The organism is Arthrobacter sp. BC5 (assembly GCF_056680255.1).
The window spans coordinates 1,244,050-1,267,161 of sequence record NZ_CM155273.1 but is presented as its reverse complement, the minus strand read 5'-3'; the positions used below and the strand labels follow the sequence as shown (position 1 = coordinate 1,267,161).

26 protein-coding genes are annotated in these 23,112 nt (G+C 68.0%); 16 read left to right on the top strand and 10 right to left on the bottom strand.

Annotation, left to right across the window (positions count from 1 at the left end; all coding sequences use genetic code 11):
* Positions 1-300: 300 nt before the first annotated feature.
* The 4 genes from AC1MFI_RS05755 to AC1MFI_RS05740 all read right to left on the bottom strand — a co-directional run bounded on the left by AC1MFI_RS05755 (position 301) and on the right by AC1MFI_RS05740 (position 4,517).
* On the bottom strand, positions 301-1,071 hold the full coding sequence (locus AC1MFI_RS05755; RefSeq protein ID WP_479820157.1) for a metallophosphoesterase family protein: 771 nt from the start codon (positions 1,069-1,071) through the stop codon (positions 301-303).
* A gap of 289 nt (positions 1,072-1,360) precedes the next feature.
* Positions 1,361-1,717, bottom strand: coding sequence for a hypothetical protein (locus AC1MFI_RS05750; protein ID WP_479820156.1), 357 nt, complete (start codon positions 1,715-1,717; stop codon positions 1,361-1,363).
* Positions 1,718-2,002: 285 nt separating this feature from the next.
* Positions 2,003-3,025 carry a DUF808 domain-containing protein gene (locus tag AC1MFI_RS05745; RefSeq protein ID WP_479820155.1) on the bottom strand — a complete coding sequence of 341 codons (1,023 nt, stop codon included), beginning with the start codon at positions 3,023-3,025 and terminating at the stop codon, positions 2,003-2,005.
* A gap of 226 nt (positions 3,026-3,251) precedes the next feature.
* On the bottom strand, positions 3,252-4,517 hold the full coding sequence (locus tag AC1MFI_RS05740) for a DDE-type integrase/transposase/recombinase (protein WP_479816192.1): 1,266 nt from the start codon (positions 4,515-4,517) through the stop codon (positions 3,252-3,254).
* A 209-nt stretch (positions 4,518-4,726) separates the two neighbouring features.
* Here AC1MFI_RS05740 and AC1MFI_RS05735 point away from each other — a divergent pair, with 209 nt between their 5' ends.
* The 4 genes from AC1MFI_RS05735 to AC1MFI_RS05720 all read left to right on the top strand — a co-directional run bounded on the left by AC1MFI_RS05735 (position 4,727) and on the right by AC1MFI_RS05720 (position 7,857).
* A complete protein-coding gene (locus AC1MFI_RS05735; RefSeq protein ID WP_479820154.1) occupies positions 4,727-5,560 on the top strand; it encodes an SRPBCC family protein in 834 nt (277 codons plus the stop codon).
* 229 nt (positions 5,561-5,789) lie between these two features.
* Positions 5,790-5,966, top strand: a complete 177-nt coding sequence (locus AC1MFI_RS05730; RefSeq protein ID WP_479820153.1) for a DUF1059 domain-containing protein — start codon at positions 5,790-5,792, stop codon at positions 5,964-5,966.
* A 65-nt stretch (positions 5,967-6,031) separates the two neighbouring features.
* Positions 6,032-7,108: an EAL domain-containing protein gene (locus AC1MFI_RS05725; RefSeq protein ID WP_479820152.1), complete on the top strand. Its 1,077-nt coding sequence runs from the start codon at positions 6,032-6,034 to the stop codon at positions 7,106-7,108.
* 71 nt (positions 7,109-7,179) lie between these two features.
* Entirely contained in the window at positions 7,180-7,857 is a 678-nt protein-coding gene (locus AC1MFI_RS05720) for a histidine phosphatase family protein (RefSeq protein ID WP_479820151.1), read from the top strand.
* Here AC1MFI_RS05720 and aztA read toward each other — a convergent pair.
* The gene (gene aztA / locus AC1MFI_RS05715) at positions 7,820-8,590 is read right to left on the bottom strand and encodes a zinc ABC transporter ATP-binding protein AztA (protein ID WP_479820150.1); all 771 of its coding nucleotides are present in this window, start codon (positions 8,588-8,590) and stop codon (positions 7,820-7,822) included. The two genes, AC1MFI_RS05720 and aztA, sit on opposite strands and share 38 nt — an antisense overlap.
* Positions 8,591-8,643: 53 nt before the next feature.
* Here aztA and aztB point away from each other — a divergent pair, with 53 nt between their 5' ends.
* From aztB to aztD, 4 genes are read left to right on the top strand one after another with little or no spacing between them, the layout of a single operon-like run.
* Positions 8,644-9,531, top strand: coding sequence for a zinc ABC transporter permease AztB (gene aztB, locus AC1MFI_RS05710; RefSeq protein ID WP_479820149.1), 888 nt, complete (start codon positions 8,644-8,646; stop codon positions 9,529-9,531).
* Positions 9,518-10,777, top strand: coding sequence for an ABC transporter (locus AC1MFI_RS05705; protein ID WP_479820148.1), 1,260 nt, complete (start codon positions 9,518-9,520; stop codon positions 10,775-10,777). The genes aztB and AC1MFI_RS05705 overlap by 14 nt, the downstream gene beginning before the upstream one ends.
* Complete coding sequence (gene aztC / locus AC1MFI_RS05700) at positions 10,774-11,688, top strand: zinc ABC transporter substrate-binding protein AztC (protein WP_479820147.1); 915 nt, start codon at positions 10,774-10,776, stop codon at positions 11,686-11,688. Before AC1MFI_RS05705 ends, aztC begins: the two co-directional genes overlap by 4 nt.
* 23 nt (positions 11,689-11,711) lie before the next feature.
* The gene (gene aztD, locus AC1MFI_RS05695; protein WP_479820146.1) at positions 11,712-12,968 is read left to right on the top strand and encodes a zinc metallochaperone AztD; all 1,257 of its coding nucleotides are present in this window, start codon (positions 11,712-11,714) and stop codon (positions 12,966-12,968) included.
* A 57-nt stretch (positions 12,969-13,025) separates the two neighbouring features.
* Here the strand turns inward: aztD and AC1MFI_RS05690 are convergent, their stop codons facing one another.
* On the bottom strand, positions 13,026-13,907 hold the full coding sequence (locus AC1MFI_RS05690; RefSeq protein WP_479820145.1) for a DUF4031 domain-containing protein: 882 nt from the start codon (positions 13,905-13,907) through the stop codon (positions 13,026-13,028).
* Positions 13,908-13,917: 10 nt separating this feature from the next.
* Complete coding sequence (locus tag AC1MFI_RS05685) at positions 13,918-14,475, bottom strand: dihydrofolate reductase family protein (protein ID WP_479820144.1); 558 nt, start codon at positions 14,473-14,475, stop codon at positions 13,918-13,920.
* 134 nt (positions 14,476-14,609) lie between these two features.
* Between AC1MFI_RS05685 and AC1MFI_RS05680 the strand changes: the two genes are divergently transcribed.
* The 3 genes from AC1MFI_RS05680 to AC1MFI_RS05670 all read left to right on the top strand — a co-directional run bounded on the left by AC1MFI_RS05680 (position 14,610) and on the right by AC1MFI_RS05670 (position 16,483).
* Positions 14,610-15,635 carry a sigma-70 family RNA polymerase sigma factor gene (locus tag AC1MFI_RS05680; protein WP_479820143.1) on the top strand — a complete coding sequence of 342 codons (1,026 nt, stop codon included), beginning with the start codon at positions 14,610-14,612 and terminating at the stop codon, positions 15,633-15,635.
* A 139-nt stretch (positions 15,636-15,774) separates the two neighbouring features.
* The gene (locus tag AC1MFI_RS05675) at positions 15,775-16,110 is read left to right on the top strand and encodes a histone-like nucleoid-structuring protein Lsr2 (protein ID WP_479820142.1); all 336 of its coding nucleotides are present in this window, start codon (positions 15,775-15,777) and stop codon (positions 16,108-16,110) included.
* Positions 16,111-16,177: 67 nt separating this feature from the next.
* Entirely contained in the window at positions 16,178-16,483 is a 306-nt protein-coding gene (locus tag AC1MFI_RS05670) for an NIPSNAP family protein (protein WP_479820141.1), read from the top strand.
* Positions 16,484-16,496: 13 nt separating this feature from the next.
* Here the strand turns inward: AC1MFI_RS05670 and AC1MFI_RS05665 are convergent, their stop codons facing one another.
* Positions 16,497-16,925, bottom strand: a complete 429-nt coding sequence (locus AC1MFI_RS05665) for a hypothetical protein (protein ID WP_479820140.1) — start codon at positions 16,923-16,925, stop codon at positions 16,497-16,499.
* Between the two features lie 199 nt (positions 16,926-17,124).
* On the opposite strand from AC1MFI_RS05665, the gene AC1MFI_RS05660 reads away from it, so the two are divergent.
* The 4 genes from AC1MFI_RS05660 to AC1MFI_RS05645 all read left to right on the top strand — a co-directional run bounded on the left by AC1MFI_RS05660 (position 17,125) and on the right by AC1MFI_RS05645 (position 21,300).
* Complete coding sequence (locus AC1MFI_RS05660; RefSeq protein ID WP_479820139.1) at positions 17,125-18,219, top strand: WD40/YVTN/BNR-like repeat-containing protein; 1,095 nt, start codon at positions 17,125-17,127, stop codon at positions 18,217-18,219.
* A gap of 12 nt (positions 18,220-18,231) precedes the next feature.
* Positions 18,232-18,528, top strand: a complete 297-nt coding sequence (locus AC1MFI_RS05655) for a MoaD/ThiS family protein (RefSeq protein WP_479820138.1) — start codon at positions 18,232-18,234, stop codon at positions 18,526-18,528.
* A 173-nt stretch (positions 18,529-18,701) separates the two neighbouring features.
* A complete protein-coding gene (locus AC1MFI_RS05650) occupies positions 18,702-19,997 on the top strand; it encodes an ammonium transporter (RefSeq protein WP_479820137.1) in 1,296 nt (431 codons plus the stop codon).
* Positions 19,998-20,076: 79 nt separating this feature from the next.
* Positions 20,077-21,300 (top strand): NRAMP family divalent metal transporter, encoded by a 1,224-nt coding sequence (locus tag AC1MFI_RS05645; RefSeq protein ID WP_479820136.1) that lies wholly within the window; start codon positions 20,077-20,079, stop codon positions 21,298-21,300.
* A 63-nt stretch (positions 21,301-21,363) separates the two neighbouring features.
* On the opposite strand, the gene AC1MFI_RS05640 is transcribed toward AC1MFI_RS05645, so the two are convergent.
* Positions 21,364-21,738: a GNAT family N-acetyltransferase gene (locus tag AC1MFI_RS05640; RefSeq protein WP_479820135.1), complete on the bottom strand. Its 375-nt coding sequence runs from the start codon at positions 21,736-21,738 to the stop codon at positions 21,364-21,366.
* A gap of 245 nt (positions 21,739-21,983) precedes the next feature.
* Here AC1MFI_RS05640 and AC1MFI_RS05635 point away from each other — a divergent pair, with 245 nt between their 5' ends.
* A complete protein-coding gene (locus AC1MFI_RS05635; protein WP_479820134.1) occupies positions 21,984-22,298 on the top strand; it encodes a histone-like nucleoid-structuring protein Lsr2 in 315 nt (104 codons plus the stop codon).
* A 45-nt stretch (positions 22,299-22,343) separates the two neighbouring features.
* Here the strand turns inward: AC1MFI_RS05635 and AC1MFI_RS05630 are convergent, their stop codons facing one another.
* Complete coding sequence (locus tag AC1MFI_RS05630) at positions 22,344-23,042, bottom strand: GntR family transcriptional regulator (RefSeq protein WP_479820133.1); 699 nt, start codon at positions 23,040-23,042, stop codon at positions 22,344-22,346.
* Positions 23,043-23,112: the final 70 nt, after the last annotated feature.

Sequence of the window (23,112 nt, the reverse complement as noted above, 5' to 3'; positions counted from 1 at the left end):
GGTCGCCTGCTGCTAAACGACCTAGAGAATATTACCCAATCGGAGGAGCTTCCTGCGCTCTCTGCTCGACGGGCCCCTTCCCGCTCACCCCGGGTCCGGAACCACCACCACGGGGGCGCCGCCGTCAACGTGACCTGGTCCCGACGCACTTCGGCGCATGCGTCGAGGAGCGCGGCGCACACTGGGTACACGCAGCAAATGGCCCGGACGTGTCCGCGGACTGATGTTGAATACATCGATGTGCTTGCACCGACATGGGGCGTCGGTCAGGGGTCAAGAAGCCGGCCCCTGGCCGACTGCTTATGCAGGTGCCGACTGCAGCAGCCCGAGCCGGGCGTGCTGGCCCCGGTAGATCGCCGTACGCAACTCGATCGCGTAGGCCTCGAGGGCCGGCATGCCGAGTTCGGCGGCGACGGCTATCTCCGCCTCGACGTCGTACGCGACCCTGACGAACTGGATGCCGAACGGATCCTCTCGCCTGCCGTCGGGCTCCCCTTCCAGGATCACGTAGGACGCCTGCGGTTCGTCCAGCGGATTGCCCACACTGCCCACGTTGACCAGCGTCCGGCTCCGATACGTGGAGGCGAAGGCGTCGTGGATGTCGCCGTAGCAGACCACGTCCGGTTGCGGTCCATGGCCCGTCAGGTCGGTCGCGGCGAACATCCCCTCGAAGTCGTCATCGGTGTGCCGGGCGTGCACGCGGTGGTAGACGCTCTTCGCAGAGGCGTGGAACATCCGCACGCGCCGGCCGCTCAGCGTGATGTCGTGGGACAGCGGGAGTGACTGCAGCCAGCGCCGGTCCTCCGGAGTCAGTTCGTTGTGCCACCACCAGCCGGCGTCGTCGCGCCACTCGGGCGACTCGTTGGGCAGGAAGTCGTCCCAGTTGCCGCGCACCGTCACGGCGCAGTGCAGGCGGCTGAGCCGCACGCACTCGGAGCCTCGCGGTCCCTTCCCTGCGACATCGCCGAGGTTGTACACCGTGCTGATGCCGCGGCGCCTGGCGTCCTCCAGTACCGCGGTGAAGGCAGTCGCATTCCCATGGAGGTCCGAGATCACCGCGATGCGTTCCATGCAGTCAGGCTATCCCAGCCCCCCGGAGCCGCCCTGATCGATGATCGGCGAGCGGAGGAAGGCCACGGGCGCACTCCTGGCGCAACCGTGGACGGTGCCGCGGTTCCGTTTGCCGCCCGGCCGCGGCCCTTCCTGGCGTTGAGTAGGCGCAGGGTGCGCAAGGCCGATGGAAGGACCGGGTACCACCATGAAGCACTGGATCAGGGATCACGGCCTTCTGCTCGCGAATCTCATGCTGTGGAGTCGAAACCCGTGGCGATGGCTCACGCCGAGACCGACACCTGATCCGTCATCCCGGAAGGTGGCGTTCTACCGGGACGGGTCGGCGGCAGCGCCCCTGTTCTCCTCCAGGCCCGCCGGCTGTCCGGCGCCGGTGCCTCCGGGAACCCGCTCCGACGCTGTCCATCGTGCTGTACGGCGCGCGGCAACAGGCCTCGTGCCCCATCATCGCGAGGTCGTCGAGTAGTTCGTTCACCGCCTGGGTGAGGCAATCGCGGTCGTCCACGGGCAGGGACATCAGTCCATGGAGGTAGGCGTCGACCTCGAGCTGCTCGATCGACCCTCCCATGTTGAGGAAGTGGTCCCAGACGAGCAGGACGGACAGGTCCGCGTGCCTCATCGCGGTGTGGGTGTGCAAGCCTTGCATGCGCAGCTTCCTTCGGGCGGCCCGGACGGGGGCAGGAAGCCTCCAGGGAACCACCGCCCCGAGGCAGCGCAACAAGGTCCCGTCAGCGGCCGGCTTCCTGACCATCCACGGGAAGCGCGGCACGAGCCGGGTCCCTGCTCCGTCAATTCTGGCATCCACCCACCACTTCACGCAGGGTTTCCTCCCGGTGTGGACAACCGCCCCTGCTGTGCAGAAGGCCGCCGATCAGCCGGGGCCGCAGGGCGGACGAGATGAGCCAGCCGGCCAGGACCCGCTCGGCACGTCTCAGGAGGAGGAATCAGCCTCGTGTTTCGTGCTCCGGTAGCCGGCGACGGCAGCGCGGACGTCGCCTTCCTCGTGCCCGCCCTTCTTCCTGCTCGACGGCAGCATGTTCAGCAGCGGGTGCACGATGGCCATGACCGCGAGGCCCCAGGCAGCTCCCAGGAGGGCCGAGCACACGGTGTTCACGAGCCAGGCCAGGAAGGCGCCCACTACCGGGATCCCGACGAAAGGGTGCTCCAGGGCATGGACCAGGTCGTACGGTGCGTGCCAGCCGAGGTCGTATGCCCCCTGCAGCATGATGTGGCCGCCGACCCAGAGCATGGCGATGGTCCCGACGACGGTGATCGCTGTCAGCACCGCCGGCATCCCCTTGACGAGCAGCGCGCCGAAGCGCTGAGAACCCTCGGACTCCTTGGTGGTCAGGTGCAGGCCGATGTCGTCCATCTTCACGATGAGCGCGACGGCACCGTACACGAGCACGGTGATCGCGAGGGCGACGACGATCAGGATGAGCGCGCGCGCCCACAGTGATTCGCCTCCCACTTCGTTCATCGAGATGACCATGATCTCGCAGGAGAGGATGAAGTCGGTGGTGATGGCCCCCTTGGTGACCTTGGCCTCCGCCTCCGGACCCCGCTCGACCGCCGGGGTCGTCTCGGCCGCGGCGTGGCCCCGGAGCTTGTGCCAGACCTTCTCCGCGCCCTCGTAGCAGAGGTAGGTGCCACCCAGCATGAGGATGAACGGGATGATCGCCGGGACGAAAGCGCTGACGAGCAGCAGCGCCGGCAGGATGATCAACAGCTTGTTCCGGAGCGAGCCCCAGAAGATCTTCTTGATCATCGGCAGTTCGCGGGACGGGTCGGCCCCGGAGACGTACTGCGGGGTGACGGCGGCATCGTCGATCACCACTCCCGCGGCCTTGGCACCTGCCTTGGCGGCCCCGGCAGCGACGTCGTCCACCGACGCGGCCGCTATGCGGGCCAGGGCTGCGACGTCGTCGAGCAGGGCGACGAGACCGCCGCTCACAGTTCGCCGCCGCACTGCTCGAGGGCGGACCGGTGGTCATGGGTACGTCGGTCGTCGGTCATGATCGGCATCCTCGGAGTATACGGGGGAGGCAGCCTATCAACTGGTGCCAGCAAAGGTGACGCCTTCGATCCATCGCCGCAGGAGTCCGTGATGCCTCACGGTCAAGTCCCCGGGAAGTGATCCCCCGTGCCTCATGTAAAAGTCCCCGCGAAACAGGTCCGGGTCAGCCGTAGAGTTTGATCCAATCGGCCTCGGGCATTGCCCGAGCGGCTTGGTCCTCGAGCTCCCGCTCCAGGCGCCGAGTCGGGATCGCGGCCAAGGCGATCAGCCGTTGCTGGATCGTGTCGATCTCAGCGGCGATCTCAACGACGTTCAGCGAGGCCTTGTAGGTGGCCAGCTCCTGCTGTTGGGCTGGGTTGAGGACTCCGGCATCGAATAGCCGCTGGTAGGGGGTGCGGGGTTTGTCGTAGACCCGGCGACGACGCCCGATGGCATCGGCGGTGTAGCCGGTGGGCTTGGTGGTGGGGGTGAAGTAGTTCAGCCGGTCACAGACCAGGTCCCAGAGTCTGTTAAGTAGTTCGCGTTGGATCGCGGTGTCGTAGCGGTAGTAGAACCCGTAGCGGCGGACCAGGTGGTTGTTCTTCGACTCGATGGTGGCCTGATCGTTCTTCTGATACGGCCGGGACCGGGTGTAGAAGATCTTCCGCTCAGCAGACCAACCCAACACCTGGTGGTTGATGAACTCGCTGCCGTTGTCGGAGTCGATGCCGGTGACCATAAACGGCACCGTGGTGATGAACTCCTCAAAGGCGGCGACGATGTTGACCATCGCGTTATTGCGGATCGCGCGGGTGAAGACCCACCCGGTATGCATATCGGTGAAGTTCACCGTCCGGGCGAACTCACCCTTCAAAGTCGGCCCGCAGTGGGCCACGGTGTCGACTTCGAAGAACCCTGGTTCGGCTTCGATTTCATCGCCTGCTTTGCGCACACTGATGGAGTTGCGCAGCAGTTTGCCCGGTTTGGTGGCGGACTTCCCTCGGATAGGGTCCCTGGCCTTCGCTGGTGCCAGGTACCGATCGATGGTGGCTGCGCTCATGGCCAGCAGTTCAGTCCGGACCTGCTGGCTATAGCGGTCTTGGCCAGGAACCAGGGCCCTGGCGGCTTCCATCGCCTGGATCCAGTCAGCCATTGAGGCGGCGAGGTATTTGCCGCAGATACCCCCGGCGGTGGCCCACACGTGCTGTAAGACTTTGATCGCGTCGTAGGAGTACTTCCGGCCCCGGCTCTTGCGCCGATCGATCACTGCCACAGTGGCGGTAGCGCGTCCTCTGGGCTGGGTCAGCCGGCGTCGTAGCTGCTGGCGGGCATGATCCCGGTTCCAGCCGGTGACCTCGACCAGTTGGTCCAGAATCTTCGACTTGTCCTTCTTCGAAGCGGCCTCGTAGGCGGCAGCGTATTTCTTGGTGATCTCGACCCTGGTGGCCAACGAGACATCCTTATCCGGCATACCCCATCGTCGCCGAACCCCACCCCGTCCTTTGCCGGGGACTTTTCTATGAGGCACGACCCCTGGCTACGCGGGGACTTTCTCTGAGTCTCGTCGCAGTCTCGCCAGCACCCGAGTCCCGACGTTATGCTAAGCATGCTGATGAACGGCGAAACGGGCTGTTCCGTGAACCGACCAAAGGAGATCCCATGAGCACGAAGGTTGAAAAGAGAATCCTCGTCAACGTGCCGCTGAGCGTGGCCTACAACCAGTGGACCCAGTTCGAGGAGTTCCCCCACTTCATGGGCGGCGTCAAGTCCGTCACGCAGCTCGATGACGAGCGCCTGAACTGGGTGGTGGAGATCGGCGGGGTGCGCCGTCAGTGGGATGCCACGATCCTGGAGCAGGTGCCGGACACGAAGGTTTCCTGGGCCGCGACGGAGGGTGCGACGAATGCCGGTTCGGTGTCCTTCGAGGACGTCGGCGGCGGACAGACCCAGGTGCACCTCGTGCTCGAGTACGAGCCCGAGGGCCTGGTGGAGAAGATCGGCGACAAGCTCAACGTGGTGGAGAACCAGGCCGAGGGTGACCTGGAGCGCTTCAAGGCCTTCATCGAGGACGAGGGCTACGCAACGGGAGCCTGGCGCGGCTCGCTCGGAGGACTGACGACCGGCGGCCGGCCCGGAGTCGAGGCCGCTGCCACCTCGCGTGGAGACAGCGGAAAAGCGGGCGTGTCCGGCAAGGTCGCGGCAGGTGTCGGCCTGGCGGCCGCCGCAGCGGTTGCCGGTGTTGCCGCCGGCAAGAAGAGCCATGGGTCCACCGAGGACATCGCACCCGACGTCACCATCACACCCGCCGATGGTGGCGCCCCGGAGGTGTACACCGACGCCGATGAGAGTCTCTCCTCGAGCACCCGGGAAAAGCTCCTGCCCGTCGACGGGACCGAGGCCTCCACCACCGGCACGGGAGAACCGGGCGCGACAGCCGACGTCCTGGATGATCCGCTCCTCGACAAGAACCGCACGACCGGCGGGGCTCTCTAGACCGGGCCCCGCGGCGACGCCCTCGCCGGTCCGGGTCGCTGCCGGGTTCCTCGTGGAGGCGCCCCGGTGGCGACCCGGCCGTGGAGTGACGGTGCCCGGCCCCGTCCCGGAACCGGCGTCCTCCTGCTGCTGCGCGACGACCTGCACGCGCTGCGCGTAACTCCCCTGCGGCCCGCGTAGAGTGCGGTGTGATTGAGGTTCAACGGGTCGATGAAGAACGGGTACGGCAGTGAAGGCTTTTGCGTGTGGAGATATTGTTCCGGGGTGTGATGCCCGGTGGGTGTGCAGCAGCGAGGATGAGATCGTGGGCCTGGTGGGAGGTCATGCCGCCGAGGTGCACGGGCTGGTCACCATATCGGATGACCTGGTGCGTTCGGTGAGGGCATCCATCGTCGATGTGACGTGACACCTCGACCCGATGCAGTGCCCGGGTCGCCGGGCCCGGCCAGTGCATCGCCGCGGATCACGAAAGTGGACCTTGAGCGCGCCCTCGGCGGGGACGGCGTGGAGGCCGCATTCCAGCCGATCGTGGACACGGCGCGCGGTGTGGTGGTCGGATACGAAGCCCTCGCTCGTTTCCCAGGTTTCAGCGAGCAGAACCCGGAGGCGTGGTTCCGGGCGGCGCGAACCCGAGGCCACGGCCCGGCCCTGGAATCGGTGGCACTGCGCCGGGCACTGAGCTACCGGGGAAGTCTTCCCCCGAACTGTTTCCTGACCGTGAATGTCTCACCGGACTTCCTCCTCGCGGACGCCGTGCAGAACGTCTGGCAGGCTGAGGGTGATCTCCGCGGTTTGGTCATCGAGCTGACCGAGCAGACACCGATCGATTCGTACGTGCGGCTCGAACCGGCCCTGAACGCACTGAAGTCGGCCGGGGCGCTGATCGCCGTGGATGATGCCGGTGCGGGATACGCCGGCCTGCACCACCTGCTCTCCATCAGACCTGCCATGATCAAACTCGACCGCAAACTCGTCGAGGGCGTCGACGAGGACGAAGGCAAACGGGCGCTCATCGAGATGCTCGGCACCTTCGCGGGCCGGATCGACGCTTGGATCCTCGCCGAGGGTATCGAACGGATCGAAGAACTCGACGCCCTGGCCGCCCTGAACGTCCCGCTCGTGCAGGGTTACCTGCTGGGCCGGCCAGGACCTCCTTGGCCGGGCCTCGACCTGGAAGTGGCTCACCGCCTGGTTGCCCGCCACAGCACCGAACACCCGGCACGGTTGCGGGACATCCTCGAACACGCCCCGGTCGCCCGACTGCTCGAGGACGCCTCGAGCGCCTTCGGCCTGGACGACAAGCTTCAGACGATCGTCCTGATCGATGAATGGTTGCGACCGGTATCCGTCATCGATCCTGATTCCGCAGGCTTGGGCGTCAGCGCACCGGGCCTGCGCATCAACATCGACACGTCCATCCGGGACGCCCTCGGACGCGCGATCACCCGACCCAGGCAGGATCGCCTCCAGCCCCTGATGGTGATCGACAACGCTGGACGATATGTGGGGATCGCACGCCTGGAACGCATGATCACCACCCTGCTGTAGGCCGGGTCGGTCATGGCCACTGGCCACGTTCCCGCGGGCGCGCGCATCGGAGACGCCGTAGGGTCGATGTCATGCGATTGTTGCTGATCCGTCACGGGCAGACTCCGAACAATGTCACGGGGGCACTCGACACCGGTTATCCGGGGGCGGGCCTGACCGCCCTCGGGGAGACCCAGGCCGCGGCCGTCCCGGCAGCGCTGGGACACGAGGAAGTGGCGGCCATCTACGTCTCGCCACTGGTGCGTACGCACCTCACCGCAGCCCCCTTGGCAGCAACGGGCAAGCTTCCGGTCACCGTCATCACCGGACTGGAGGAGGTGGGTGCCGGCACCCTGGAAATGCGAAGTAACCCCTCGTCCGTCCAGGCGTACGCCTCATGCCTGGTGGCGTGGATGGAGGGGGATCTCGCCCGGCGGATGCCCGGCGGGACAACCGGGCACGAGTTCATGGATCGTTACAGCGGGGCCATCCGCGACATCGTGCGAGCCCATGATCGGGAGGACTCCGTAGCGGTGTTCTCCCACGGTGCCGCCATCCGGGTCTTCTCCGCGATCTCGACGGGCATGGCTCCCGTGAAGGTCCGGTCCCTGGCCATCCGCAACACGGGGATGAGCGTCCTGACCGGAGGGGCGGGGCGGCGGTGGTCCCTCGAGAGCTGGCATGAGGAACCCCTGGGCGGCACGGCGCTCGAGAGCACCGCTGCCAGGGACATCACCGGCAGCGCGCCCCGGATTCTCGGCGGGGGATAGCGTCGCCGCGCATCACGCTCTGATGAGGAGAGGACTGCCGGTCCGTGCCCTGAACGGCATCCGACACCACCCGTCCGGCCTCCAGCCTGATCGTCCGGTCGGCGACACCGAGGGCCACCTGGTCGTGGGAGACGCACACCACGGCCGCCCCGCGTGCCTTCTCGGCCACCAGCACCTCGGCGACGACGGCGCGCGTGCCCGCATCGAGGCCGGTGGTGGGCTCGTCGAGCAGGACGACGTCGGCACGCTGCGCCAGTCCCTGCGCGAGGAAGACCCGCTGGCGCTGGCCGCCCGAGAGAGCCCGCAGCGGGCGCCCCTCGCTGCCGGCCAGCCCGACGATCCCGATGCACTCGTCGATGGTCCTGCGGTCCGACCTCGTCAGGCGGCGCAGGAGCCCGGCCTCCGGCCAGCGACCCATCGCGACGGCGTCGTGAACCGTCAGTGGCAGCCGGTCCGGGACCTCGCTGCGCTGCACCACGAGCGCGGTGCTCGCCCCCCGCGGCAGCGAGACGGTCCCCCTGCACGGAGCGAGCACTCCCGCGAGGACCGCGAGCAGGGTGGACTTCCCTGAACCGTTCGGCCCGGAGATGGCGGTGACAGCCCCCCGGCGGACGGTGAGGGAGACACCGCAGAGGGCATCGACTCCGTCATGATCGAGCCACACCCCATCGAGCACGAGCGGCGCATGCCGGGCTGCGGGTATCTGGGCGGGGCGTGAGCGGACGAGCGGCATGCCTCGAAGCTACCATGTTGAGAACGAGTGTCATTTACGTCTAGGGTTGCCCCGTGAGCCTGCTCCTCGAACCCTTCGCCGCCGATTTCATGCTGCGCGCCTTGATCGGCGGGTCGCTCTGCGCTGCGATCTGTGCGGTGGTCGGCACCTGGGTGGTGATCCGCGGAATGGCCTTCCTCGGCGAGGCGATGGCCCATGGCATGCTTCCCGGCGTAGCCCTCGCCACGCTGACCGGCGTGCCCGTGATCCTCGGAGCAGCGGGCAGCGCGATCGTCATGAGCCTCGGGGTGAGTCTTCTGGCGCGGCGGGGTCGGCTCTCGCACGACACGAGCATCGGCCTGTTCTTCGTCGGCATGCTCGCCGCCGGGGTGATCATCATCTCCCACTCACGCAGCTTCGCCACGGATGCCACCGCCATCCTCTTCGGGGACGTACTGGCCTTGGAGCCGCGCGGGCTCCGGCTGCTCGCCGTCGCCCTCCTCGTGACCATTCTCGTCGCGGCAACGTTCCACCGCGCCTTCGTGGCACTCGTCTTCGACCGCCGGGTCGCGGAGGTCATGGGGCTCAGACCGCGGCTCGCCCAGGTCCTCCTGGTGGGGCTCGTCACCCTCGCCGTCGTCGCCTCCTACCAGGCGGTCGGGGCATTGCTCGTCATCGGCCTGCTCCTGGCGCCGGCCGTCGCGGCCGCACCGTGGACTGCACGCATAGCCGGCATCATGGTGCTCGCTGCGTTCATCGGGATGCTCTCCGTGTTCCTCGGCCTCCTCGCCTCCTGGTACCTCGGCTCGGCCGCCGGCGCGTCCATCGCCCTGGCCGGCATCGCCTGCGCGGCGGTCTCGAGCATCACGCGCGGTCTCACGCGCCGCCTCTCAGCCACCCTCCTGCGCGGCGGACCGACGCCTGCCGCACCATCACAGAAAGCAGTTCGTGCACACGCCTAAGGCCCTGCTCGCCTCCCTGCCAGCCCTCGTCCTCTCCCTGGCCGCCTGCTCTGCGGCGATCCCGGGTGGCAGTCCTCCCCCCGAGTCCGCCAGTTCACCGAGCGCCGTCCCTCCCGGTGATGGCCATGGCGCGATCGCCGGCGCCGCCGAGGTGCCGGAACCACAACTGCACCTGCTGACACTGGACCCTGACGGTTCCGTGGACATGCTCGATCTCGCGGACGGCACGCTCGCGCACCTGACCGAGCTGGCCGGGGTCAGTTCGATCGCCACGGACGGCAGGTACGTGTTCACCTCCTCCGCCGCCACCGGTTCCGTGACGGTCATCGACAGCGGTGTGTGGACCTGGGACCACGAGGACCACTTCCACTACTACCGCGGCGAACCGAAGGTCGTGGGGACCGTCGAAGGCGAGGGCGAGGCGGTCGTCACGCCCGGCGCGTCGGCCACCGGGATCTTCTTCCCCCGGACCGGCGAGGTCACGGTACTGGACCATGACACGCTCGCTACCGGAGAACTCGGTGCCACCACCGCGCCCGCCGTCGGGCCCCACGCCGGGATGGCGGTCCCGTTGTCGCGATCGGCGCTCGTCACGCAGGCTGCGGCAGGCGGCACCGCCGGATCGGTGCAGCTCCGCGATGCCGACGGTGACCCGGTGGCCGGCGCCACGGCTGCGTGCGCCGGGGCGCAGGGCACCATCACGACGTCTGTGGGTGTGGTCATCGGCTGTGACGACGGCGCCCTGCTCGCCACAACCGACGGCGACGCCGTCTCCTTCGAACACATCCCCTACCCGGCGGGCGTGGATGCCCCGAGGGCCACGGAGTTCCGGGCCAGGGAGGGCCGCCCCACCGTCGCCGCGGTTGCCGGCGACCAGGGTGCCTGGCTCCTCGACACCAGGGAGCGCGCGTGGCAGTTCATCCCCACGGACGTCCCGCTGCTGCAGGTGGCTGCGGTCGACGACAGGGAAGGGCACGTGGTGGCTCTGGGCCTGGACGGCCGCGTCCGTGTGCTCTCGGCCGTGACCGGCGGAACGCTGGCGACCACCGGGCCGCTGCTCTCCGAGACACTCGCCGACCCTGCGCTCCTTCACGGCGTCGAACTGATCGCCGACCAGCAGCGCGCCTACCTGAACGCACCCGCTGAACGACGGCTCCATGAGATCGACTTCGCCGACGGCGCCCGGCTCGCCCGGTCCTTCGACACGGCGTCCGTGCCCGCCTTCCTCGCGGAGACGGGACGATGAGCGGGGCCCGGCGGACCGTTGCGCTGGTGCTCGCGTCGGTCGTGCTCGCCGGCACCGGGTGCTCCGCAGGCGGTCCCGACAAACCGGTCATCGTCGTCACCACCAACATCCTCGGCGATGTCGTGGGGAACGTGGTGGGCGACGAAGCCGAGGTGCGTGTCCTCATGCAGCCCAACGCGGACCCGCACTCCTTCGAGGTCTCCGCGCAGGACGGCTCGATGATGCGGGCGGCGGACCTGATCGTCACGAACGGACTCGGACTCGAGGAAGGGCTGCAGCGGCACATCGACAGCGCCCAGGCCGCGGACGTCCCTGTGCTCGTTGCGGGCGACCTGATCCAGGCGCTGGACTACGACGACGGCGAGTCCGCAGGCACACCGGATCCGCACTTCTGGACGGACCCGACCCTCGTGGTCGATGTGGTCGACGAGGTGGAGGAGCGCGCCGCAGCGATCGACGGCGTCGACCCGACGGCCATCGAGGCCTCGGCGGATGCCTACCGGACCGCGCTGGCAGAGCTGGACGTCGCCATGACCGGCGCCTTCGCAGCCATCCCGGCGGACCGGCGGAACCTCGTCACCAACCACCATGTCTTCGGATACCTCGCCGCCCGCTACGACTTCCGCGTCATCGGGGCCGTCATCCCCGGCGGAACCACGCTCGCCTCACCCAGCGCCTCGGATCTCCGCGACCTCGTCGCAGCGATCGAGGAGGCGCGGGTCAGCACGATCTTCGCCGAGTCGTCCCAGCCCGACCGTCTCGTGCAGGTGCTGGCCGACGGCGCCGATATCGAGGTCGACGTCGTCGAGCTCTTCACGGAATCTCTCACGAACCCCGGTGAAGGTGCTGACACGTACCTCGCCATGATGCGCGCGAACACCGAGCGCATCTCCGCCGGACTCTCGCCCTGAGAATCCAGACACAGAAAGACACCATGACACCGAACAAACGCCCGCTGCCCCCTCGCCGGCACCTCGCCCTCGCAGCCACCGTCGCAGGCTCCGCCCTGCTCATGACGGCCTGTGGTTCCTCCCCCGAAGCGGCGGCCGACGCTTCGGCCGCGCCCGGCACCTCTGCATCAGCCGCGACCGGCGAGCAGACTCCCCGCGTCGCCCTCACCTACGACGGCGGCATCGTGGTCCTCGACGGCACCACCCTGGAACTCGAGGGGGACCTGCCCGTCGACGGCTTCACCCGCCTGAATCCTGCAGGTGACGGGCGCCATGCCCTCGTCACCGTCCCGGCGGGCTTCCAGGTCCTCGACCTCGGTACGTGGACCGACTCCTCCGGATCGCAGCAGGCGGAGCCGGTGCTCACCGATCTGATGTTCGGGGCCGACACCGCAGGCCACGTGGTGCAGCACGGGGACAAGACCATCCTCTACGCCGACGGCACGAGCGACACGACCATCTACACCACCGACGACCTCCTCGAGGACCCCGACAACCTCCCGGCGACCGAGACCATCGAAGGCGGCGAAGCACACCACGGTGTCTCGATCGTCCTCGAGGACGGCACCTTCCTCACGACGGTCGGCAACTCCGAGAGCCGCTCCGGCATCAAGGCCCTCGACGCCGACGGCAAGGAGGTCGCCACGAGCGACGCGTGCCCCTCCATCCACGGTGAAGGCACCGCCATGAACGAGGTCGTCGTCTTCGGCTGCAGCGACGGCGCCCTCGTCTACGACGACGGGCAGATCACCAAGATCCCGGCACCGGACGAGTTCGGCCGCATGGGCAACGCCTACGTCAGCGAGACCAGCCCCATCATCGCCGGGGACTACAAGTCGGACCCGGACCTCGAGGGCTACCTGCTGCACCAGCTCACACTCATCGACACCGACACCAAGACCATGCAGGTCGTCGACCTCCCCGAGGGTGTCGAGTACACCTTCCGTGACGTTGCCCGCGGGCCCGACGGCGAGATCCTGATCCTCGCCTCGGACGGAGCCCTGCACAGCATGGACCCCGAGACCGGTGAGATCACCGACTCCCTGCCGGTCATCGACGCCTGGGAAGGCCCGGTCGAGTGGCAGGATCCGCACCCCGCCATCAAGGTCGTCGGCGGCACCGCCTACATCACCGATCCCGCGTCGAAGAAGCTGCACGCTGTCGACGTGGCCACGGGCGAGATCAGCTCATCGGACGAGCTTCCCGGCGTGCCCAACGAGATCGCCGCAGTCGAGGGCTGAACCGGCTGACAGCTCGAAGGGCCGGTTCCTACGCGCCGGTCCTTCGAGCTGTCCGGCCTACTCCAGTGTCAGCAGTTCCCGCATGAGGTTCGTCCTGGCCCGCTCCGTCCAGCGGTCCTGCGCCGCGGCGGTGCGGTACAGCGGGCGGAGGTCCAGGAGGCGCTGCAGCACGGCTCGCCGCCCGGCAATGAATTCCCTTTCGGGAAGATGCGCATACTCCTCCCGGATGGCGAGGGTGTAGCGGCCGTAGTCCTGGGGAGCGCCGGCGAGCACCGAGAGATCGGCGTCGCAGAGGAGATGCCCGGCCCGGTCCCCGGGTCCCGGATGGTGGGTGGCCGTCAGCAGGACCAGGCGCTCGACCTCCTGCACGGCTGCGGCGTCCACCTGTCCCGTCAGGTACTGGACGGCGAGGTCGGCAGAGCTCCGCTCGTCCTCGCCGGCCGCGCCGTCGTAGACGGCATCATGGAACCATGCGCCGAGCAGCACGCTCTTCCGCAGTGGCTCGTCCGCCGGCTCCAGCAGTTGGTCCAGGGCTTCCAGGACCGCCAGCAGGTGTGTCTGCGTGTGATATCTCCGGTGTGGCTCCGCCCAGCGGTCGAGCAGTTCCCCGCCCACGGCGGGGGCTCCCGGCAGGAGTGACGCCCACCGCACGGACAGGGCTGCACGCAGTTTCGGCCCGCGCCGACGAGCAGGGACGCGAAGACCACTGGCGATCAGCGCCCGCACGAGGTCCGCACCGCTCACCTCCTCCGCACCCTGGCGGACGAGCTCGCGATAGCGCCGAGCCGGAACGTCGTAGTGGTCCTCGTCGAAGGCACGGCGCGGGATTCCCGCGTCCGCGGCAAAGGCGTGCAGTTCCTCGAGCGACGACGTCGACACCAGGTGGGAGAAGACGGTTCCGTGTGCGGGCCAGAAGGGTGGATCGATGAGCACGGCCATGACCAGCAGTCTAGGTGCGCTCCGCGCGGAGACCGTAGGACGCCAGGACGTTGCCCTTGCTCGTGGTGGCGACCTCCTGGAGCTCCAGCTCCGTCACCGGATCCGACGGCTCGAAGAGATGGCGTCCCGCACCGGCGACGACGGGGTGGATCATCAGGGTCAGCGCATCGAGCAACCCCGCGAACAGGAGCTGGCGCACCAGGGAGATACTCGCGCAGATACCGATGTCCCCACCCTCGGTCTGCTTGAGCTGCCGGACGAACTCCTCGAGGGGAGCATCCATGAGGGACGCATTGGTCCAGCCCAGATCGCCCGTGAGGGTCCGCGACGCCACGAACTTCCGCACGGGGTTGATGAAACTGCCGAAGGGGTCACCGGCCTCCGCTGAGGGCCAGTACTGCGCCCACTCCTCGTACCCGTGCCGGCCCAGCAGCACGGTGTCCACCCGGCTGATCATGGCGTTCATGCCGGCGCCGAGTTCGGCGTCGAAGCTGTCGAACTGCCAGAGGTGGGGTGATTCGACCACTCCGTCCACGGAGGAGAAAAGTCCTGCTGTGAGTCTGCGCATCGGTGCTCCCTGGTTCGGTCCGGAGTGGTTCCTCCACACAGTAGACGGCGCACGTGCCGTGGAATCATCTGCGCGCGGAAGAAATACCTGCCGCCCTCCTCCCGCGGTGGCGCGGCCGTCGCTACGCTCGATGCATGCAACCTGCCGCCGCTGCACGAGGGACAACGCCAGGGCCGGAGCGTGATGCGGAGCCGTTCGAGCATCTCCTCGAAACCTCCCGGCGCGAGCTCACCGGATACTGCTACAGGATGCTCGGCGCGTCCTCGGAGGCTGAGGACGCCGTGCAGGAGACCATGATCAAGGCCTGGTCCCGGAGGGATTCGTTCACCGGCCAGTCCTCCCTGCGGACCTGGCTCTTCCGGATCGCCCACAACGTCTGCGTCGACATGCTCCGCAGCCCCCAGCGGCGCGCCCGGCCCATGGACCTCGGCCCGTCCACCCGCACAGCCGATGCCGTCCTCGGAGCACCGCTCACCGAGAGCGTGTTCGTGCAGCCCATTCCCGACGACCGGGTGATCGACACCTCGGGCGACCCCGCGGCCGTCGCCGAAGCGCGCGACTCCGTCAGGCTGGCCTTCGTGGCAGCCCTGCAGTACCTGCCGCCACTCCAGCGCAGCGCACTGATCCTGTGCGAGGTCCTGCGGTGGTCCGCGGCCGAGGTGGCCGCCCTGCTCGACCTCACCACTGCATCGATCAACAGCGCGCTCCAGCGCGCCCGCAAGACCATGGCCGGTTTTCAACCGGCGGCGTCGATGCCCCTCGAGGATCCGGCCCACAAGGACCTGCTCGCCCGATACCTGAGGGCATTCGAGGCCTACGACATGGACGTGCTCGTCGCGCTCCTGCGGGACGACGTCGTCCTCTCCATGCCACCCTTCGGCCTGTGGCTCACCGGGCCTGCTGATGTCCGGGCCTGGTTCGTGGGCGAGGGACGTGTGTGCGAGGGCGGGCGCCTCATCCCGATCGGCATCAACGGCTCGGGAGGGTTTGCCAACTACCACCTCGTGGAGCCGGGGCTGTGGGAGCCGTTCGCCCTCCAGGTCATCGAGACCGACGGCGGGCAGATCGTCGGCCATCACAATTTCCTGTACCCGGGAATGTTCGAGGAGTTCGGGTTGCCACTGGTCATCGACGAGCGGGAGACGCTCCACGAGCACTGACCCGCCTCTACCCATTCCTTCCACCCGGGATGCATTCTTTGTCCACCGATACAGCAGCAGGGTGCGTTCACCGCGAAAGACGGGATAGGGTCGGGAATAGGGGGCTGATCAATTCATTCGATAAGCACAGGAGAATGCAGTGGCGCAGCGCGTACAGGTTCAATTGGTCGACGACCTCAGTGGCGAAGAAGCACAGGAAACGGTCCGGTTCGGCCTCGACGGCACGAATTACGAGATAGACCTCACGGAGCAGCATGCGGAAGCGCTGCGGACGGCCCTCGCCGAGTACGTCGGCAGGGGGCGCAAGGCCGGATCCGGCCGGCAGCCCGCCGCGAACCCGAAAGCCGCCTCCTCGCGTTCGAAGCGCGAAGACACGCAGCAGATCCGCCAGTGGGCCCAGGAGAACGGTTTCAATCCGAGTTCCCGGGGCCGTATCACGCAGTCCATCATCGACGCCTACAACGAGAGCCGCTGATCCCCGGCATGGCCCCTCCCGCCCGCAGGGCCCTACCCCGGGCTCGGTCCTCGCGTGAGGGACTTCTGTGATCACGATCCACCTCCGCTACGAGATCGACCCCGGCAGGGTTGCCGATTTCGAGGAATACGGAAGGCGCTGGATACATCTCGTAGGGAAACTCGGCGGAAACCACCACGGATATTTCCTCCCCAGCGAGGGGGACAGCGATATCGCCTATGCGCTCTTCACCTTCCCCTCCCTCGCGGACTACGAGAGGTACCGCTCGGAAGCGCAGACGGACCCTGAATGCGTCGAAGCGTACCGATTCGCGCAGGACACGGGGTGCATCCGCCGCTACGAGCGCCGTTTCCTGTCTCCCGTGTTCGGGTGAACCGTCCCCGGCGTCACGCCGGGTCCTCGAGGGCCCAGGCCAAAGCCGCGTCGGGCTGTTCGAAATAGCGGGTCTCGCACATCGCCTGGTCCATGAAGGCGGCGATCACCTGGTCCACCGGTCCGGCGCCCACAACTCCGATACGTGAGCTGAGCGATCCCTCGAGGAGGATGGCGCGGGCTTCAGGCGTGATCCCGGCCGGGCCCTGCAGATAGACCACGAGCGGCAGGAGGTAGCCCTCGGACAGTGCGCGGATGCCCTCGCAGCAGGCGAGGACATCGCCTCGATCCAGGAGTGATCCCGGCACCCACCACAGCAGGAGCACGGCGGCGTGGCGCTCGATGCAGTGCTTACCGGCGCAGCACCGGCGCACCCGGGCGGCGTGTCCGGAACCGGGACAGGACCGCTCGGGCGCAGGTTGTTCGAGGGTCGACGAACTCAACGGGGCCTCCAGGACGAAACGAATGATCCGCTCCCCAGCGACCGAACAGCTCAACTCTCACACGGATCATCCGGCCTGATCCTGATTGCGGACAGAAGCGCGTAGTCGGGCCTGTACAAAACGAGTGGGGAGTGGCATTCTCCCAAGTGATCCGCATCACAGCGGGCCGCAGATCGCTTCGATGCCACCGGGGGCAGCCATGTCAGCAGCAGGAACAACACTCCTCGCCATCGGCACCAAGAAGGGTCTGTGGCTTGCCTCGAGTACCGACCGCGAGACGTGGACGCTGTCCGAGCCGATGTTCCTGATGGAGGAGATCCCGAGCGTCGCGATCGATACACGCGGCGGACGGACCCGCCTCTTCGCGGGCCGGATGTCCTGGCATTTCGGGCCGTGCATCGCCCATTCCGACGACCTCGGCGAGACCTGGGCGGAGCCGAAGGAGGGCAGCATCAGGTTCGATGCCGAGGACGGCGCTGCACTGGAACGGATCTGGCAGATCCAGCCGGACGCGGACAGCCGCCCCGGTGTGGTCTGGGCCGGGTGCCAGCCGATCTCGCTGTGGAAGTCGACCGATCACGGCGAGACGTTCGAACTCAACCGCGGGCTGTGGGACCACCCGCACCGCAGCGAGTGGGGCGCCGGATTCGGTGGCGCCGCAGCCCACACGGTCCTGCCGAGTCCCGTGGACGACTCGCTCCACGTCGCCATGAGCACCGGCGGCGTCTACCGGTCGGACGACGGCGGTGCATCCTGGAAGCCGCGCAACAGCGGCATCAGCGCCTACTTCATGCCCGATCCGAACCCCGAATTCGGCCAGTGCGTCCACAAGGTCTCCCGTGACGCCGTCGACCCCGATCGCCTCTTCGCCCAGAACCACCACGGCGTCTACACGAGCACGGACCGTGGGGACTCCTGGCAGTCCATCGCCGAAGGCCTTCCTGCGGACTTCGGCTTCGTGATGCTCTCGCACCCCCATCGCAGCGGCACCGCCTGGGTCATCCCACTGAAGGCGGACGGCGAGCGCATCCCGCCCGAGGGCCACCTGATGGTGCACCGGACGGACGACGGCGGCGCGACCTGGGAGGCCGGCCACGCCGGCCTCCCAGCGGCTGAATACAACGCCGTGCTGCGGGACGCCGCCTGCGTCGACACGGCCGACATCCCGGGCGTCTACTTCGGGACGCGCGGCGGATCCGTCTACGCGAGCGCGGACGAGGGCCGCTCCTTCCACGAAGTGGCGAGCCACCTGCCGGACGTGCTGTCGGTGCGCGCCGCCGTCGTACCCTCCTGACCGGAGGACGCGATGCCCGCGAGCGCTCCGGTGACGGTCCTGATCCCCACGCTGCTCCGACCCTACCTCGACGGTCGGAGCGAAGTCAGGATGAGTGTGGCGGACCACGCCGACGTCTCGGCGCTACTGGACGGTCTGGGCGAGGGGCGCCCCCTCCTCGATCAGCGGATCCGGGAGGAGACCGGAGCGCTGAGGCGGTACGTGAACATCTATGTCGACGGTGAGGACGTGCGCCGCCTCGACGGACTCGGAACGGCCGTCCCGGCGGGTTCGACCGTCATGATCATCCAGTCCGTCGCGGGCGGCTAGGGCTGGGGCGGGGCGTAACACAGAGTTAACTGCACCCGCAGAATGCTGAAACCTGCCGCTGCCTACCATTGCTCAGCGCGGCGTGCCATCCCCGTTCCGCACCCACCCCCAGTGCGGCCCCGGGCTCAGTCCCCTCCGGCACGTGCAAGCGCTATCACGGAAATGGACCTCCCATGGATTCTGGAAATGTCGCTTGGATTCTCGCCAGCGCTGCGCTCGTCTGCCTGATGATCCCGGCTCTGGCTCTGTTCTACGGAGGAATGGTCGGCTCACGCCGCATCCTCAACATGATGATGATGTGCTTCGGCGGGGCAAGCCTCGTCGCGGTGCTGTGGGCACTGTTCGGCTACTCGATGGCCTTCGGCAACTCGGTGGGCGGCCTCGGACTGATCGGTGATGTGGTCGAGTATGCCGGCATGGGTCAGCTGCTCGCGGAAGACCCGGCCGCCTCCATCCCGCCCATCCTGTTCGCAGCCTTCCAGCTCTTCTTCGCCTGCGTCACCACGGCGTTGGTGGCGGGCGCGGCGGCGGGGCGCATGAAGTTCGGCGCGTGGATGATCTTCGCCGGCGTCTGGGCGACCCTGGTGTACTTCCCCATCGCGCACTGGGTGTTCGCCTTCAGTTCGGAGGACGGTTCGGTGGTCGGTGGATGGATAGCCAACAATCTGGGCGCCATCGACTTCGCCGGAGGCCTCGCCGTACACATGAATGCGGGCATCGCCGCCCTGGCCCTGTCCCTCGTCCTCGGACGCAGCCATGGCTGGCCGAAGGTCGAGCACGCCAAGCCGCACAGCCGCCCGCTCGTCCTCGTGGGTGCGGGGCTCCTGTGGGTCGGCTGGTTCGGGTTCAACTCCGGGTCGGCGCTCTCCGCGGGGCAGTCCGCCTCGGTGGTCTTCCTGAACACGGCCGTGGCGGCGTCGGCCGGGCTGCTCGCCTGGGCCCTCGTCGAGCGGATCCGCAACGGAGCCACCACCAGCATGGGAGCTGCATCGGGCCTCATCTCGGCTCTCGTCGCCATCACCCCCGCCTGCGGAGCCGTCAGCCCCATGGGTGCGCTGGCTATCGGCGCGATCGCCGGAGCCGTCTGCTCCCTCGCGATCGAACTGAAGTTCCGGCTGGGCTTCGACGACTCGCTCGACGTCGTGGGCGTGCACCTGATCGGCGGCATCCTGGGCACGCTGCTGATCGGCTTCTTCGCCACCGAGGACGCACCGAACGGCGTCTCCGGCCTCTTCTACGGCGGCGGATTCGACCTGCTGGGCGTCCAGACGCTCGCGACCGCGGCGGTGCTCGCGTACTCCTTCCTGGTCACCTGGGTCATCGCACAGGTCATCCAGCGGACCATCGGCCTCCGGATCGAACAGGAGGACGAGCTGAGGGGCATCGACATCGCCGCGCACTCCGAGTTCGCCTACCTGACCGACGAGGACCCGGTGGATCTCGGCGCCCCCCGCACACAGACCTTGTGAAGATTGTTCAACAATCGGTAGACTCCCATAGCATGCGTGATGTCCGTCACGCAGGATGTTCCAGGACGACGGGGATCGCATGGCAGCCAAGGCAGTGAAGAAGAAGGCACCGCTGGCAGGGCGCCCCCAACGGGGCGCCCTGCTCGGCGCCATGTTCCTGATGGCCACCAGTGCGGTGGGCCCGGGGTTCATCACCCAGACCACGTCGTTCACCGTGACGCTCGGCGCTGCCTTCGCCTTCGCGATCCTCGTATCGATCCTGGTGGACATCGCCGTGCAGTTGAACGTATGGCGCGTCATCGGGGTCACGGGCCGCCGGGCGCAGGAGCTCGGCAATCTCGTGCTGCCGGGCGTCGGCTGGGTCCTGGCCGGCCTGATCTTCCTCGGCGGGATGGTCTTCAACATCGGCAACACCGCCGGTGCCGGGCTCGGCGTGAACGCGATGCTCGGTATCGACGCGAAGATCGGTGGCGTGGTCTCCGCAGTCATCGCGATCGCCGTCTTCCTGATCAGGCGGGCAGGCGCCGCGCTCGACCGCATCGTCGTCGTCCTCGGAGCCGTCATGATCCTCCTGACCGGCTACGTGGCGATCGTGTCGCAGCCACCGGTCGGGCTCGCGCTTCGGAACGCCGTCATCCCCGACCAGGTCGATTTCCTGGTGATCACCACCCTGATCGGCGGCACGATCGGCGGATACATCACCTACGCGGGGGCCCACCGCATGCTCGACTCCGGGGTCGTCGGGCCGGACAACGTCCGGCAGATCACACAGAGCTCCATCCTCGGGATCATCGTCACCGGCATCATCCGCGTGCTGCTCTTCCTCGCGGTGCTGGGCGTGGTCGCCGGCGGCGCGGAACTCGCGAGTCAGAACCAGGCAGCCGAGGCGTTCCAGGTAGCAGCAGGCGAAGTGGGCCTGCGACTCTTCGGCATCATCCTGTGGGCGGCGTCCATCACCTCCGTCATCGGAGCGGCCTACACCTCGATCTCGTTCATCACCTCGTCGACGACCGCCCCGCGGCGGCGCAGCATCTACACCTGCCTGTTCATCGCGGTCTCGGCCCTCATCTACCTGCTCGTGGGCCAGGCACCGACCACGCTGCTCATCGCGGCCGGTGCCGTCAACGGCCTCATCCTCCCGGTCGGGTTCGCGGTGATCCTGTGGGTCGCCTGGCGCCGCCGGGATCTCCTCGGCGGCTATGTCTACCCGGCATGGCTCCTGGCGGCGGGCCTCGCCGCCTGGCTGCTGACGCTCTTCCTCGGGTACCAGTCGCTCAGCGGCCTGGGGAGGCTGTGGGTGTGAGTCGAGCCGGCCGCTCAGGTGCCGCCTGAGGATCGGCCGCGACGACCGGCTCAGGGGCGGGAACTAGAGCCGGAGGGCGCTCAGCCGGGCGAGGGCATCGTCCGGTCCCACCGCCGCTATACCGTGAAGCCGCGCCCAGGACGCCAGTTCCTCCGTGATCGCCTGCGCCACCCCCGACCAGCGTGCGTACGGCAGCACATAGATGGAGTCGACATCCGCGCGTGCGGCGTCGAGAAGCCGGAGGCCCCCGCAGCCGACCGGCTGTCCCGTTGCCAGTTCGTAGGCGATCAGGAAGACGGCTATACCCGTCCCGTCATCGGCCGTCGGCGTGAGGGAGGCAGGCGACCGCCCCCTGTCACTCTCCGCGCGGAGCGCCTCACGCAATCCCATGGCCACGGGATTGCTCCAGGGGACCTGTCGAACCCTCAGCGTCTGCATGGCAGCCTCCTGTGGAAGTGGTGTCCTTCGCAACGCTACGGACGAGTGGTTTCGGTCGCATTTCCGTCCGCGAAACTCCGCGTGCACTCCTTCCACAGCTGCGTCCCCTGTCCGTGCCACCGACCGTCCCGGACTGATCCCCGCATACCGGCCTGCGTCAAGGGCACGCCCCGTACGCACAGCAGCCGCTTCCTTTGATTCAATTCGAAGGGTGGGGACGACAAGGCAGGACGCAGCACCTGCAGGTGCATCCGGTGGATGACCTCGACGGTGCGGAAGCACGGGAGACCGTCCGTTTCGGCCTGGATGGCGTCGACTACGTCATCGACCTCACAGGGGACAAGGCGGCGGCGCTCCGCGCGATCCTTGCCGGATACACCTCCCACGGCCGGCGGGTTGCCGGCGGGCGCGGCCGGAAGACGCCGCAGTCGGCCGATCGGGCCCCTGCCGACGAGATCCCGACAATCCGCCAGTGGGCGAAGGAGAACGGGTACGACCCGAGTCCGCGGGGGCGGCTCACGCAGTCGATCATCGACGCCTACAGGCAGCAACACCGGTAGGCGGTCGGCACGGCGCCGGCAGGCACGATCCCGTCGGCGCCGCCGTCAGGACTCCCGGCTGCTGATGGCTGCCAACAGCTGCGCCTCCGCACGGTCGAGGTACGCCCTCATCTCCTCCGCGGCATCCTCCGCCTTCCCGTCCCGCAGCAGTGCAGCGATGGCTGCGTTGGCGTCGACGTAGGGCGCATGGAAAGCGGGATCGTCGCCCATGCCATGGAACACGAGGCGCATCTCGGCGAGGACCTCGGACATCATCGCATCGAGACGGACACTACCGGCTCGCGCGACGACCCCCTGGTGGAAGTCCTGGTTGGCGCCGGCCATGGCTGCCACGTCTCCTGCTGCGCGTGCCACGCGGGCGCGGTCGACGACGCCGTCCAGCAGGGCATCGAAGCCTGCCGGCGCGGAGTCACCACCCCACCGGAGCGCTGCGGGTTCCAGGTACCGGCGCACGCGATAGATCTCGCGCACGTCCGCGGCGGAGGGCCTGGCGACGAACACGCCCCGGTTGGGCACCCGCGTGACGATGTTCTCGGCCGCGAGGATTCCGAACGCCTCACGCAGCGTGTTGCGGGACACCCCGAGCGCCGAGCCGAGCGCTTCCTCCAGCAGCTTGGTGCCGGGCGGAAGATCCCCTGCGGAGATGCGCGACCTCAGGACCCCTGCCGCCCACTGCCCGGAGTGCGCATGGCGGGCCCTGCCCGAGAGCGACCGCAGTGCCGCGAGGGCGTCGTCGAACGTCATTCCATCACCCTACTGGCGCACCCGCCGCCGGTGCTGTCCGGCGCAGGCAGCCGGCGAAGACCCGTTCGGC

Bases quoted from the DNA above. Each gene is read 5' to 3' on its own strand.
- AC1MFI_RS05755 (WP_479820157.1), bottom strand. From the start codon at position 1,071: ATGGAACGCATCGCGGTGATCTCGGACCTCCATGGGAATGCGACTGCC.
- AC1MFI_RS05750 (WP_479820156.1), bottom strand. From the start codon at position 1,717: ATGCAAGGCTTGCACACCCACACCGCGATGAGGCACGCGGACCTGTCC.
- AC1MFI_RS05735 (WP_479820154.1), top strand. From the start codon at position 4,727: ATGAGCACGAAGGTTGAAAAGAGAATCCTCGTCAACGTGCCGCTGAGC.
- AC1MFI_RS05720 (WP_479820151.1), top strand. From the start codon at position 7,180: ATGCGATTGTTGCTGATCCGTCACGGGCAGACTCCGAACAATGTCACG.
- aztA (WP_479820150.1), bottom strand. From the start codon at position 8,590: ATGCCGCTCGTCCGCTCACGCCCCGCCCAGATACCCGCAGCCCGGCAT.
- aztC (WP_479820147.1), top strand. From the start codon at position 10,774: ATGAGCGGGGCCCGGCGGACCGTTGCGCTGGTGCTCGCGTCGGTCGTG.
- aztD (WP_479820146.1), top strand. From the start codon at position 11,712: ATGACACCGAACAAACGCCCGCTGCCCCCTCGCCGGCACCTCGCCCTC.
- AC1MFI_RS05690 (WP_479820145.1), bottom strand. From the start codon at position 13,907: ATGGCCGTGCTCATCGATCCACCCTTCTGGCCCGCACACGGAACCGTC.
- AC1MFI_RS05685 (WP_479820144.1), bottom strand. From the start codon at position 14,475: ATGCGCAGACTCACAGCAGGACTTTTCTCCTCCGTGGACGGAGTGGTC.
- AC1MFI_RS05680 (WP_479820143.1), top strand. From the start codon at position 14,610: ATGCAACCTGCCGCCGCTGCACGAGGGACAACGCCAGGGCCGGAGCGT.
- AC1MFI_RS05660 (WP_479820139.1), top strand. From the start codon at position 17,125: ATGTCAGCAGCAGGAACAACACTCCTCGCCATCGGCACCAAGAAGGGT.
- AC1MFI_RS05655 (WP_479820138.1), top strand. From the start codon at position 18,232: ATGCCCGCGAGCGCTCCGGTGACGGTCCTGATCCCCACGCTGCTCCGA.
- AC1MFI_RS05650 (WP_479820137.1), top strand. From the start codon at position 18,702: ATGGATTCTGGAAATGTCGCTTGGATTCTCGCCAGCGCTGCGCTCGTC.
- AC1MFI_RS05645 (WP_479820136.1), top strand. From the start codon at position 20,077: ATGGCAGCCAAGGCAGTGAAGAAGAAGGCACCGCTGGCAGGGCGCCCC.
- AC1MFI_RS05640 (WP_479820135.1), bottom strand. From the start codon at position 21,738: ATGCAGACGCTGAGGGTTCGACAGGTCCCCTGGAGCAATCCCGTGGCC.
- AC1MFI_RS05630 (WP_479820133.1), bottom strand. From the start codon at position 23,042: ATGACGTTCGACGACGCCCTCGCGGCACTGCGGTCGCTCTCGGGCAGG.